This is a genomic window from Halobacillus salinus, from assembly GCF_004684905.1.
Classification (GTDB): Bacteria; Bacillota; Bacilli; order Bacillales; family Halobacillaceae; genus Halobacillus; species Halobacillus salinus.
The window spans coordinates 1,777,680-1,789,714 of the sequence record NZ_SRJC01000001.1 but is presented as its reverse complement, the minus strand read 5'-3'; the positions used below and the strand labels follow the sequence as shown (position 1 = coordinate 1,789,714).

Here is a 12,035-nt window from a genome sequence, read left to right as displayed (position 1 = left end):
ATCAGTTTAGGCACAATCACTTAGTTAGTCAAAACAATCGTGTTAACTTTGTAATATTCTTTATTAAGCGCTTGATTTTACTATCAACGGGTGATAAAAAAGAATAGACGAGGTTCGTAGGGAGGTTTTTTCTTGTTTACTGTCGAAATTAAACGAATTCTTATTGTCCTATTAGGGGCGATATTCAACGCATTATCACTGAACTTGTTCTTAATCGAAGCCAATGTTTACGCAAGCGGGTTCACTGGGATTGCTCAGCTATTAACGAGTATCTTAACTGACTTTGCAGGGATACCTGGGATCAGCACAGGTTTAATCCTATTCATACTTAACATTCCAGTTGCCATATTAGGGTGGATGAAGGTAGGAAAGGGATTCACTGTCTACAGTGCGATATCTGTAGCATTTACGACCCTTTTTCTAGAAGTCATACCTGTCGAGCAACTGTCGACCGATATTATACTTAACGCTGTATTCGGTGGTGTTCTTGGAGGAGTCGGTGTCGGTATCACCTTGAAATGGGGTGCTTCCACAGGAGGACTGGATATCATTGCGATGATTCTGTCACGCATGAAAGACCGACCGATCGGCATTTACTTCTTAATGATAAATGGAGTCATCATAGTGTTGGCTGGCTTCCTTTACGAACCGGAAAACGCATTATACACCCTTCTTACACTTTACGTAACGACGCGTGTCATTGATGCGGTTCATACTCGTCATGAAAAGCTTACGGCTATGATCATCACGACCAAGGCACCAGAGCTTGAAAAAGCTATTCATGCTCAGTTGGTCCGGGGTATTACGACATTACCAGCGAAAGGAGCATTCACACAAGAGGACAAAAACATGCTAGTGATGGTCATCACACGCTATGAGCTGTACGATTTGCAGCATATCATCGATGACGTAGATCCGAATGCCTTTACCAATATCGTTCAAACGACTGGTATCTTTGGGTTCTTCCGAAAAGATGATCAATGATGTAACCTTTTGGACGGGTTATACGACTAATGAAACAAATACAGAAAAAGAGGAGTGGCGATATGAAAAAATTATTTGCCATGATGATGGGGGTCATCGTGTTAACGTTAGCAGCTTGTGGGACAAGTGGAGAAATGGATGAAGCAAATGGAGAAGGTACAGAGGCCGACCAGGAACAAACGGAAGATCAGAATACTGAAAAGGATATGGATGCCTTGATTAACCAAATGGCTACCGATGTCAAAGTGAAAGCAACAGACGACGCGGCGAACTTTGATTTCTCATTGACTAATACGGGCGAAGAACCTGTCACGCTCGGTTTCGCATCTAGCCAGCAATACGAGGTGAAAGTGACAAATGCAGATGCAGAAAATGTTTATACATTCTCTGCTGATAAGTCCTTCACACAAGAATTGACGTCAGAGGAGCTCGCAAATGGGAAAGCTATTTCTGCTTCAGAAGCGTGGACAGATGTAGAACCAGGAGAGTATGAAGTAACCGTTACTTTCCTAGTAGATACCATCAATGATGAATCAGTAGAAGCGACACCTTTTGAAATGACGCAACCATTCACCATTGAAGCAGCACAGGAAGGAACGAACGAACAAGCATCTGTGAAAGAATTTGAAGGCGATGGGGAAGCGTTCCGTAACATCACAGTGGAAGGTGAGAACGGCTCGTACGTTGTAAAAGGAGAAGCACGTGTGTTTGAGGGTGCCTTTATGTACAGCGTGGAGGATGGTCACAATGTAGTTGTTGAACCTGAAGCTGTGCAAGTGGACGGAGAAGGAGCACCATCTTGGTCTTCATTCGAGATAGAAGTTTCGATTTCTGAGGACAAGCTGCCTGAGTTCGGTACGGTGACGATGTCCATCTATGAAGAAAGCCAAGAAGATGGGGAACCGACGCATGAAAATTATATTCCACTAGAAAGCTTCTAAGAAAAATAAACCGAAAAAGACCCGGAGCAAATTGCTCCGGGTCTTTTTTAGTAGAGATTAATAGCCGTAACTTGTAATGACTTCTTTAACCTGTGGAGTTAAGTCATCCCACTCAGCGTTTGGCAGTTTATTGATTGTAATGAAGTTCTGAAAGCCGAAGACATTGTCTACGCCTTCGAGAGCCATAAGCTTGTTCATAATCTCGAACTCGCTTGTTTGACCTGGCATAACAGAAACGCTTCCGTCCCCTTGAAAGATCATCGATTCCGTCGTAAATTTACGCGCGTTTGGATTTGGTGTTTCTTGTACTTGTATTGTCATTTCGTATCCTCCTCTGTAACATCTCTTCTTATTTTAGCAGAAAACAAGGAACGTCAAAACTATTAGAGCACTTCTTATTAGATTGATTGGAAGTTGTGTTACAATGAGGGCAATTTAGGAGGTGAAGAAATGGAATCTCGACTAATAGATGTGTTGCAGCCAATTAAAGATAACGATTATCAAGTGCCAGACAATCAGAACTTGCAAGAACTGACAACGATGATGCTGCAGCGGATCGGTTCCATACATCCTGTTCTAAGGGATGAATTAATTCACACGATTTTTACGACTTTCATCGGAAGAGGCTATTACAATGAAGAACAACTGAAGAACATCCTTCAGTCAATATTAAATAAAAATTATCTATTTTACCGTATAAGCAATTCTAAAAAGGAAGAAGATGCGGTGTTTAAGCGCAGTTTCTCTGTGCTTCTCATACCCCCGATTATAGAAAAACACCGGAAAACCCCTTTTCTTAAAGAGGAGGAGGTCCTTAGGGTATGGGACAACTTGAAAAAATATATGCAGCAAGAAATGGACCACCGCGGATATGTGAAGGATAAAGGGTGGGCCCATGCGATGGCGCACGCGGCAGATGCAATCAATGCTGTGGCAGGCTGCGATGAAATTACCTCTCAGCACGTTCTGGAAATGCTGCCTGTCATCAGAGAACAGTTCATGATCGAGCAACCCTATCTTTTTGATGAAGAAGAGCGAATGGTTACAGCCATCTTGACGATGTTCAAAAAGATCGAATCAAACCAACGGGTAGAATGGCTGGAAACGCTCCTGTATGAAAGAGAGAGTTGGCAGGACCCGAGTGAGGATATCATCATCAATAATAGTAAACACTTATTAAGAGCCCTTTATTTCCGTATGCTCGAGGGCGACTACCGAGAGCTTAGACAGGTTTTAGAAAACTTGTTGAGGGAACTTAGGAAACAAGAAGCTTATTAAGGAAGTGTGCTCATGATTCGCTGGGGATTATGGATCGGAACCATATCAGGAATTGTACTAGGTTTATATATGTGGTTTGTAGAAATCGCTACAGGGAAGAAAGTGTACACTCTTCTCATGAATGTCGATTTCATTCCGGTGATAGGCGATAAAGATTGGCCGGTCATCGTGGAGTGGCTCTTTCACATGATCATCTCTTGGATGATAGGGATTCTATATGTCTATCTATTAAAACATTGGATAAAAGATACGAGGAAAAACCAATGGGGATTGTCTGTCTTGCTTACAGCAGGAGCTTCTACGACATATATTCCTTTAACACTAATAGCCATCAAAGAAACACCCGCGTTAACAGATGGTGTAGCAATCTTGTATTGGTTAGTCGGTCATGCTCTCTATGCAATCACGCTAAAAAGGTCTTATTTCAGGTTCTGGTAAAGAAACACCCACTAGTGATGAGGGTGTTTCTTTTTTTATTTAGAAACAGTAATCCATTAAAAATAGAAAAACTCCCGGTGGGCACTAATCACCGGGAGTTTTTCTACACCAAATTTTCAGAAAATCATTAGGGGTTACTACTACCCTACCCATTAAATTAAGAAGTTAATACACTTTTGTCAATGAAAATAAGAAAAAAACAATTACTTCCATCTGGATATGTAAGGGCTCCCAATAAGGAGCCCCTAATTCTTACTTATCGCAAACTTTGATTGTGTTGTTCAAGCTGTTGCTCCAATTGCTGTAGCTGTTGTTTCTCTTCTTGAGAACATTGGCTATAGGCAGATTGAATCGCTTGTTTAGCCGCTTGCATATCTTCTTGATTAGCTTTGCGGCCTCCACCACGGTTTTGTGTGAAGCGGCCCACTGCATCACGAGCGTTTTCAAATAGATTGTTCGCCATCGTTAAAACCCTCCCACCGTATGCTGGTCTGCTTCCATTTCCTTCCGAGCCGCGTCTGTAAGCCTTTTGGGCTCCATCTTACTTTCGTCGAAAGGTTGAACTTCAGTCCTGCTTTTTACGTTGCGATCTTGTTTTTCCTTTCCCATGACAAGTCCCTCCTGTCATAAAAAAAGCCTGAACGCTTTCGCGTCCAAGCTTAGTATGGTTCGCTCATTCAGGGTTAAACGAGGAAATATATTCTAGATAGCCTCTTTATTCAATTTCAAATAATCGGCTAAGAATTCACCTATTCCATTCTCCTCATTCGTGAGAGTGATGTGGTTCGCAACACTCTTCAATTCAGGAATGGCATTCCCCATAGCAACGCCAACTCCTGCGTAATCCAACATCTCAAGGTCGTTATCTTCGTCACCAAACGCAATGATTCGTTCTTTCGGAATGTGGAAGTAACGGGATATTTTATCAAGTCCTACCGCTTTGTTCATGCCGGAACGAACAATTTCTATGACATGATAGGGTGCACCCCATTTACGGTGATCAATCAATGCTGCGTGTTCATCGAGTTGGGATCTAAGTTGCTGAATTTTATCTTCTTCAGGATGAATCAAAATAGATGTCGGATCCTCTTTCAGGTTGGCTTGCAAACGTCCGACTTGAATGGAGTCATTCTTCGATTGGAAGATACTCATGATCTCTTCATCATACTGATCCAAATATACGTCATCCTTCACTTCAGCCAATATGTTGCGAACACCAAGGTCCTGGCAAACATGAATGATTTGATGAGCTGTACGGATAGATAGTGGGGAATGAAGAGCGTCCCACTGGTGATTAGTCGGATGGTGAATGAGTGCGCCATTGAAATTCACCATAGGCGTTTTTAATCCTAATTCATGATAGAAATCAATACTTGCACGGTGAGGGCGTCCAGTTGCAATTACTACAACATGCCCTTGATCCATGGCATGCAATACCGTCTGTTTCGTTTTCGTGCTGATTGTTTTCTCGTCAGTTAGTAAAGTTCCATCTAAGTCTAGAGCAATTAAGTGTCTCTCTTTCATTCCATTCACCTCTCTCTTTGTATGTATAGTGTAGCGGGACTTTCCTGTTGATGTAAAGAATTTCAATCCAGTACAACGTAATACTTTCCATTCGATAATGGCAGTGTTACGATATCAACATAACAGTTAAAAATTAGCATGATTTAAATAATACGTAAAGATTTATTAGAAAGGGTTTAGGGAAATGATAGGCATACAAAGACATTCACTGAAAAATGTACCTGTACTTACCATTGTAGAAGAATCCAAGCAAGAACAGCCACTACCTGTCTTTATTTATTATCACGGGTATACATCTGCTAAAGAACATAACCTTGCACAAGCTTACTTGCTTGCTCAAAGAGGATATCGGGTCATTCTCCCGGATAGTGCTTATCATGGAGAACGTGACCAAGATTTGACGAAGGAAGCACTAAGCCTGAAGTTCTGGGATGTAGTGTATCAGAACCTTAAAGAACTACAAGATATAAAAGATGAACTGGACCGTCTCGGCTGGATAAAAGATCGTCGAATCGGTATCGGTGGAACCTCTATGGGTGGTATCACAACTTGTGCTGCTCTAACTATGTACCCTTGGATCCAGTCATCTTGTGTCATGATGGGGTCGCCGAAACCTGTTGAATTTGCTAAGCGTTTAATTGCGGACGCTACGAAAGCTGGTGTGGAGATTCCGCTTAGCGAGGAAGACTTAAATGCTCTGTATGCCTCCCTTGAAGGTATAGATTTATCAAAACGGAAGGAGAAGCTCTACAGCCGACCTATTTTCTTCTGGCATGGAGATGCAGATCCTGTCGTACCATTCGATCATTCTTATGAATTCTATAATGAAATTATTCAGGAATACAAAAATCCTGAAAATATCCGGTTCCTGAGAGAAGTGGGAAGGGACCACAAAGTCAGTCGCTTTGCCATCTTAGAAATGGTAAATTGGTTGGAACTGGTCTTATAAAGTCTAGAATAGTTTATTCTGCTTGCATTTTTGTTTATAATAGAAATTGAAGAATTGTGAAGGGGGAAATAATGTGAGTACTACAGCTCTTGAAGAAAACGCTATGGGCGCCCTAGAGAATGTCATTGACCCCGAGCTTGGCATTGATATCGTCAACCTTGGTTTAGTCTACGGTGTAGATATAGATGATGACGGGAAGACAACCGTCACAATGACGCTGACAGCAATGGGTTGTCCGCTTGCTGGTCATATCGAGCAAGACGTGAAGCGTTGCCTAGCTGATCTACCAGAAATCAATGAGGTACAAGTCAATATCGTTTGGAATCCACCTTGGACTAAGGATCGCATGAGTCGCTATGCGAAGATTGCACTAGGCATTCCAGATTGATCGACAATGCCCCCTGCCGAATAGAACGGTAGGGGGTTTTTATTTCGTTGAAAAGGGGAAAAAGAATGAAACAATCTCCAGTATTCCAAATGATCGGGTATAAGAATAGTGGGAAAACTACTTTTTTATCGGAGTTGGTCGAATATGGTGCCAACAAAGGAGACCGAGTAGCTGTAATTAAACACCACGGTCACAAAGAACCTCTACAGGAAATGCATAGGGAGACTGATACATACAAGTTGAAGAAGTCAGGATCTTTTTTGACTGGAGTCGCTAGTCCAAATGCTCTTCAAATAGAGATGAATCAAGGGATGGAACTTGATCGACTAATTGAATTTTATCGTTTTTTTAGTCCGGATCTCATCCTTGTCGAAGGGTATAAACAAGATAGGTATCCGAAAGGTGTTCTAATCAGAAGGAAAGAGGACCTCTCCTTAATGGATCTTGCTAACATACAGTTTGTCATCACGTGGGACGTCGAGGTGACAAGTCATATAGAATTGCCTGTCTATTCCGTTGAAACATGGACGAAACACCTGGAGAAGATTTATCAGACAGTGAGAGGAGATACAGTTAATGAGTGAAAGTTGCTACATTACACAGAAGCCCATCATCATCCAGGATGTGGTGGACCGAGTTGTACGCCCAGAGGCTGGTGCCGTCAACACATTTATTGGTACGGTAAGGGAATTCACGAAAGGAAAACAAACCCTCTATTTAGAGTATCAAGCCTATGAAAGTATGGCGGTGAAAAAGATGGAGGAGATCTGCACGGAAATCAAGAGAAGGTGGCCGGATGCGGAACCATCCATTGCACATCGAGTAGGACGTCTTGAAATTACAGATGTAGCTGTCGTCATTGCAGTCTCTACACCTCATCGGGCTGAATCTTATGAAGCAAGTCGATATGCCATTGAGAGAATGAAAGAAATTGTTCCTATCTGGAAGAAGGAGCATTGGCATGACGGTGCCAAGTGGATCGGGGATCAAAAAGAAAGGCAGCCTGGTGTACCAGCAAAGGAGGACATCCAGTGAACCAATTATTATTTTTCGCAGAATTGCAAGATAGAGTAGGGAAAGAGCGCATCGATATAGATCTCGAAGGGAAGACCGTCCAACAAGTAAAAGAGTACGTAGAAGATACATATGAATTACATAAAGCGAAGGAAGCGATGATTGCGATCAATGAAGAATTCGCTTCACGAGACACGCTTATTAAGAAAGGGGATGTCGTCGCTTTCATTCCTCCCGTTAGTGGCGGGTGAAGGACAATATACACTATTATAAGAAGAAACAAAAAAAGTCAGCCTAACGAAGGCTGACTTTTTTTCATTAATTATAGAAACAGAACAACCAATCCACCGACGATGAAGCAATAGAAAGCGAAGTATTTCAAGTTTCCTCTGGCCATGATATTCATAAACCATTTAAGTGAGACGTAAGATGCTAAGATAGATGCAAGAAACGCAATGGAGTATCCTACCCACTTTTCGGCCAAGTTGTCGTTCAATAATTCATCAATCGACAATAGCATCGTTCCGAGACTTACTGGAATATATAAAAGAAAGGAGAAACGCAATGCAGTTTCTTGTCTCATGCCGAGTAACATCGCAGCGACAATGGTGGCACCGGATCTGCTGATACCTGGAATGAGTGCTACTGCCTGAGCAAGACCGACGATTACAGCGTCTTTCCACGTCAGTTGACCATCGTTCTTCGTCCCGCGGATATTACGAATGATCCACAAAGCAACCCCGGTGATGATCAATGTGATACCTACCGTTTGAGTAGTACTCAATTCTTCGATCATATCACCAAGCAATACGCCTAGTACTCCAGCTGGGACCGTGCCGATCAGTAAGTATAAGATGAAGTCGAAGTCTTCTTTCTGCTCTTCATCTTTGGTGAAAATGAAGCCGACTCCGTTTTTTGCAAGACGCACTAAGTCGTTCCAATAAATCATCAAGACCGCAATGAGTGAACCGAAATTAACTAAGATTTCAAAGTTCAAGCCTTCTAAATTTATGTTCAACAAGTCCTGTACAATGACAAGGTGCCCACTTGATGAAATAGGTATCGGTTCTGTAAACCCTTGGAATATACCAAGGAATAGATATTTAATTAGCTCAAAAAACTCCTGCATTTCTAGCTCCCCCTTGATTAACAATCGTTCTCTACTATACCGCTAATTGATTTTTATGTGCAATCGGACAAGTTATTCATTATGAAAGAAACAAAAAAACGCTGCCATCAACGATAGCAACGTTTGTGGTCCTTTTGTCAGGCTTCGTCTGCGTCCTTAATAACTCCCTCGCCAAGAATAATCGCGGCAAGAGTAAACAGGATCGTCGTCACGATTACTTGTGAGAAAGCGAAACTGCCGCCACTCATGTTACTGATAACATAGGCAGCCATGAAGCTTAACAAGAAGGCCCAAATGATTGTCCAAATATAGCGCATCGTTACTCACCTCAATTTTTGCACGTTCTGTATTCATATTACCAGAACAATCAATAAAAAGAAATATGAAATCGCTTCATGAATCATGAATGTATGGAAGGACGAATAAAATGTAGTGGATAAGGGGGATGTAATATGATGGTTACGGTGGAACCTTGCTTTCATTGGGTTGGGTATCATATAACGACAGCTCTGTTGCAAGAAGGGGTGGAAGTCATTGGCATCGACCCGTTGTCTTCTGATCTTTCAGAGCATTTGTATCTATTTGTAGGAAGGAACAGTAATTTTCAACACTTTTATGATAAGCAAGACAAAGAGCAACATGTGCATGGGGAGGAAGGAGAGGTTTTCCTTCATTATTATGCCGGTGAAATAACAGTCGAACAAGGTGATCAGGTTTTGAGCCGGATTTCCATGCCCTGTATATATGGGGAGTGGATGAGTGCACCGGATGACAGTATCCAAAGCGAAGATGATCTGATGCAGTGGGTGATGGAGAGAGAGGCAACATACATCGGGGACCTTCTATGTCAGTCGCTACCTCCTGTTTTATCGAAGTATTTTCCTAGAGATCCATCAGGCAGGGACGAGGAGAAAGTAAGAAGAAATGTCCGGGAAGTTTGGCGGACTATGCAAAAGGTGAACGCCATCGATCTCAGAGGATTCTGAATGAAACAAGTTTACTTTCAGTAGATAAACCATGTAGAATAGAGGAGGAAACTAGAGAGGCTAATTAGGAGTGCTGAAAGTGAAGAGACGAATCCTGTTACTTTTGACCCTGGTGATTATACTATCTGGCTGCAATCCATTATCTAGCAGTGGAAAGAATTATAAAGTAGGCATGCTTGTAGAAACGACCATCCACGACCAAGCGTGGGGGCAAAAAGGATACAAGGGCATGCAGGAGATTCAAGAAGAATACGGTGTAGATATATATTATAAAGAAGGTATTCAATCCTATCAGAAAACAGCCGAAGCAGTAGAGGAACTTGTCAGTAAAGGTGTCAATGTTATCTTTGGCCATAGTCATGTCTATGGAAACCATTTTAGAAAGCTTCATAAGAACTATCCGGATGTGGAGTTTGTATATTTCAATGGGCAATACACTGCCGAGAATGTGACAAGCCTTAATTTCAGTGCACATGCGATGGGCTTCTTCGGTGGGATGGTTGCAGGCGAGATGACTAAGTCAAATAAGATCGGCTTGATTGCCGTCTACGAATGGCAACCTGAAGTGGAAGGTTTTTATGAAGGTGTCATGCATCAAAATCCTGATGCTGAAGTTCAAATTTCGTTTGTTAACGACTGGTCTGACACAGAGAAAGCAAAATCGATTTATACAAAAATGAAGAACCAAGGAGCGGACGTCTTCTATCCTACAGGAGATTTGTTCAATGTTCCTTTAATAAATTTGATTCAAGAGGATCAGAATGCTGCTATCGGATATGTATCTGATCAATCTAACGTGGCGGAGCATACTGTGCTTACGAGCACTGTACAGAAAGTAGATGTGGTATATAAACTGGCCATGGAACGATTGATGAAGGATGAACTTCCGGAAGAGCCGGTCTATTTCGATTTTCAAGATGGAGCCATATCTATGGGGGAGTACAGCCCTGAAGTTCCTGAGAAATTTATAACACAAATGAATCAAGAAGTGGACCGTTATATTGAAACGGGACGTTTGCCTAATGAATAATAAACTCTGAAGAGGAAGCTCTTCAGAGTTTTTTTATGGGTTATTTCTTGAATTTGTCGATCATCGGCTTAATGATTGGAGAGACCGATTTCCACGTTTTCGACATATCCTCCATTAATTCCGACCATTGGAATGGTTGTGTGCTTTCTTTGTCTTCTGTATGCTTTGTTTCTTTCTCTGTCTCTTTCTCTTTCTCCCTGCTTTGCTCTGCCGGTCTTCCAGTCCAGAATTGGTCGAAAGGAGATCTTCTTTTCTCTGACATGGTATAACACCTCCTGGTTTACTCTATGAACTAGTGCAAGCTCTTTTGTGGGCAGTTTCGATGGACTTACTTGCAGAAAAAAAGGATATGAATTAAAATTAGTACCAAGTCATAAGAATTGATATAAGATTAAGATTTTACCTTAAGGGGATGAATATATGAACGCAGGAATCTTAGGCATAGGCCACTATGCTCCTGAAAAAGTGCTGACCAACCAAGATCTAGAGAAAATGGTAGACACAAGTGACGAGTGGATCCGGAGCCGTACAGGAATCGAAGAGCGTAAAATTGCTTCTGATGACATGGACACATCTGATTTAGCATTCGAAGCAGCAAAGAATGCATTGAATGATGCGGAAATGTCGATTGAAGAAATTGATATGATTCTTGTAGCCACAGTAACACCAGATAAGCCGTTCCCATCTGTTGCAACTATGCTTCAAGAGCGTCTGGGTGCACGTAAGGTCGCTGCGATGGACATCAGTGCAGCCTGTGCAGGGTTTATGTATGGTGTAATCACAGCTCAGCAATTCATCCAAAACGAATCCTATAAAAATGTACTAGTAGTAGGCGTAGAAAAACTGTCTAAAATTACAGACTGGACGGACCGCAACACGTGCGTTCTCTTTGGTGACGGAGCAGGAGCGGCTGTTATTGGTCCAGTAAGCGAAGGAAAAGGTATTCTATCTTCCGAGTTAGGCTCAGACGGCAGTGGTGGACCGAACCTTTATCAAAACCCACAGGATACAATTTTCATGAATGGCCGTGAAGTATTTAAGTTTGCCGTTAGACAAATGCCAGAGTCCTCTGTGAATGTTGTGAAGAAGATTGGTCTAAGCGAACAAGATGTTGACTATCTCGTACCTCACCAAGCAAACATTCGCATCATGGAGGCTGCAAGACAGCGTCTTGGTATTCCAGAGGAAAAAATGTCAACACAAGTAAAACGTTATGGCAACACATCCTCAGCATCGATCCCGATTGCATTGTCTGAAGATGTGAAGGCAGGTAAAATAAAAGAAAATGATTTAGTCGTACTTGTTGGATTTGGTGGCGGACTCACTTGGGGCGCCGTTGCACTCCGATGGGGTAAGTAACAAAGGAGGAATGAT

Annotated in this window: 19 protein-coding genes; 12 read left to right on the top strand and 7 right to left on the bottom strand. The window is 42.1% G+C overall.

Annotated features, from left to right (window positions below; genetic code table 11):
- Positions 1–132 precede the first annotated feature (132 nt).
- Together E4663_RS09720 and E4663_RS09715 are read left to right on the top strand one after the other, a co-directional pair.
- The gene (locus E4663_RS09720; RefSeq protein WP_079480655.1) at positions 133–984 is read left to right on the top strand and encodes a YitT family protein; all 852 of its coding nucleotides are present in this window, start codon (positions 133–135) and stop codon (positions 982–984) included.
- Positions 985–1,046: 62 nt separating this feature from the next.
- Entirely contained in the window at positions 1,047–1,925 is an 879-nt protein-coding gene (locus E4663_RS09715; protein WP_158290468.1) for a BsuPI-related putative proteinase inhibitor, read from the top strand.
- 57 nt (positions 1,926–1,982) lie between these two features.
- On the opposite strand, the gene E4663_RS09710 is transcribed toward E4663_RS09715, so the two are convergent.
- Positions 1,983–2,246 (bottom strand): NifU N-terminal domain-containing protein, encoded by a 264-nt coding sequence (locus E4663_RS09710; RefSeq protein WP_079480653.1) that lies wholly within the window; start codon positions 2,244–2,246, stop codon positions 1,983–1,985.
- 129 nt (positions 2,247–2,375) lie between these two features.
- Here E4663_RS09710 and E4663_RS09705 point away from each other — a divergent pair, with 129 nt between their 5' ends.
- Together E4663_RS09705 and E4663_RS09700 are read left to right on the top strand one after the other, a co-directional pair.
- Positions 2,376–3,203, top strand: a complete 828-nt coding sequence (locus E4663_RS09705; protein WP_079480652.1) for a DUF2785 domain-containing protein — start codon at positions 2,376–2,378, stop codon at positions 3,201–3,203.
- Between the two features lie 12 nt (positions 3,204–3,215).
- Entirely contained in the window at positions 3,216–3,641 is a 426-nt protein-coding gene (locus E4663_RS09700; RefSeq protein ID WP_135327415.1) for a hypothetical protein, read from the top strand.
- 256 nt (positions 3,642–3,897) lie between these two features.
- Here E4663_RS09700 and E4663_RS09695 read toward each other — a convergent pair whose 3' ends face one another.
- The 3 genes from E4663_RS09695 to E4663_RS09690 all read right to left on the bottom strand — a co-directional run bounded on the left by E4663_RS09695 (position 3,898) and on the right by E4663_RS09690 (position 5,165).
- Positions 3,898–4,104 carry a DUF3813 domain-containing protein gene (locus tag E4663_RS09695; protein ID WP_079480650.1) on the bottom strand — a complete coding sequence of 69 codons (207 nt, stop codon included), beginning with the start codon at positions 4,102–4,104 and terminating at the stop codon, positions 3,898–3,900.
- 2 nt (positions 4,105–4,106) lie between these two features.
- On the bottom strand, positions 4,107–4,250 hold the full coding sequence (locus E4663_RS19955; protein WP_168927335.1) for a hypothetical protein: 144 nt from the start codon (positions 4,248–4,250) through the stop codon (positions 4,107–4,109).
- A gap of 93 nt (positions 4,251–4,343) precedes the next feature.
- Positions 4,344–5,165: a Cof-type HAD-IIB family hydrolase gene (locus E4663_RS09690; protein WP_079480649.1), complete on the bottom strand. Its 822-nt coding sequence runs from the start codon at positions 5,163–5,165 to the stop codon at positions 4,344–4,346.
- A 184-nt stretch (positions 5,166–5,349) separates the two neighbouring features.
- Here E4663_RS09690 and E4663_RS09685 point away from each other — a divergent pair, with 184 nt between their 5' ends.
- From E4663_RS09685 to moaD, 5 genes are all read left to right on the top strand, one after another.
- A complete protein-coding gene (locus E4663_RS09685; protein WP_079480648.1) occupies positions 5,350–6,114 on the top strand; it encodes an alpha/beta fold hydrolase in 765 nt (254 codons plus the stop codon).
- Positions 6,115–6,217: 103 nt separating this feature from the next.
- Positions 6,218–6,502 carry a metal-sulfur cluster assembly factor gene (locus E4663_RS09680; protein ID WP_079480926.1) on the top strand — a complete coding sequence of 95 codons (285 nt, stop codon included), beginning with the start codon at positions 6,218–6,220 and terminating at the stop codon, positions 6,500–6,502.
- A 65-nt stretch (positions 6,503–6,567) separates the two neighbouring features.
- On the top strand, positions 6,568–7,086 hold the full coding sequence (gene mobB / locus E4663_RS09675; RefSeq protein WP_135327414.1) for a molybdopterin-guanine dinucleotide biosynthesis protein B: 519 nt from the start codon (positions 6,568–6,570) through the stop codon (positions 7,084–7,086).
- Entirely contained in the window at positions 7,079–7,537 is a 459-nt protein-coding gene (locus E4663_RS09670) for a molybdenum cofactor biosynthesis protein MoaE (RefSeq protein ID WP_135327413.1), read from the top strand. The genes mobB and E4663_RS09670 overlap by 8 nt, the downstream gene beginning before the upstream one ends.
- Positions 7,534–7,767 (top strand): molybdopterin converting factor subunit 1, encoded by a 234-nt coding sequence (gene moaD / locus E4663_RS09665; RefSeq protein WP_079480645.1) that lies wholly within the window; start codon positions 7,534–7,536, stop codon positions 7,765–7,767. The genes E4663_RS09670 and moaD overlap by 4 nt, the downstream gene beginning before the upstream one ends.
- A 71-nt stretch (positions 7,768–7,838) precedes the next feature.
- Here the strand turns inward: moaD and E4663_RS09660 are convergent, their stop codons facing one another.
- Both E4663_RS09660 and E4663_RS09655 read right to left on the bottom strand, forming a co-directional pair.
- Positions 7,839–8,645 carry an undecaprenyl-diphosphate phosphatase gene (locus E4663_RS09660; protein ID WP_135327412.1) on the bottom strand — a complete coding sequence of 269 codons (807 nt, stop codon included), beginning with the start codon at positions 8,643–8,645 and terminating at the stop codon, positions 7,839–7,841.
- A 137-nt stretch (positions 8,646–8,782) separates the two neighbouring features.
- Positions 8,783–8,962 carry a YjzD family protein gene (locus tag E4663_RS09655; RefSeq protein ID WP_135327411.1) on the bottom strand — a complete coding sequence of 60 codons (180 nt, stop codon included), beginning with the start codon at positions 8,960–8,962 and terminating at the stop codon, positions 8,783–8,785.
- Positions 8,963–9,097: 135 nt separating this feature from the next.
- On the opposite strand from E4663_RS09655, the gene E4663_RS09650 reads away from it, so the two are divergent.
- Together E4663_RS09650 and E4663_RS09645 are read left to right on the top strand one after the other, a co-directional pair.
- Entirely contained in the window at positions 9,098–9,631 is a 534-nt protein-coding gene (locus E4663_RS09650; protein ID WP_079480642.1) for a hypothetical protein, read from the top strand.
- 79 nt (positions 9,632–9,710) lie between these two features.
- Positions 9,711–10,661, top strand: a complete 951-nt coding sequence (locus E4663_RS09645) for a BMP family ABC transporter substrate-binding protein (RefSeq protein ID WP_168927334.1) — start codon at positions 9,711–9,713, stop codon at positions 10,659–10,661.
- A 40-nt stretch (positions 10,662–10,701) separates the two neighbouring features.
- On the opposite strand, the gene E4663_RS09640 is transcribed toward E4663_RS09645, so the two are convergent.
- Positions 10,702–10,923 (bottom strand): hypothetical protein, encoded by a 222-nt coding sequence (locus tag E4663_RS09640; protein ID WP_135327410.1) that lies wholly within the window; start codon positions 10,921–10,923, stop codon positions 10,702–10,704.
- Positions 10,924–11,081: 158 nt separating this feature from the next.
- Here E4663_RS09640 and E4663_RS09635 point away from each other — a divergent pair, with 158 nt between their 5' ends.
- Positions 11,082–12,020, top strand: a complete 939-nt coding sequence (locus tag E4663_RS09635) for a beta-ketoacyl-ACP synthase III (RefSeq protein ID WP_079480640.1) — start codon at positions 11,082–11,084, stop codon at positions 12,018–12,020.
- Positions 12,021–12,035: the final 15 nt, after the last annotated feature.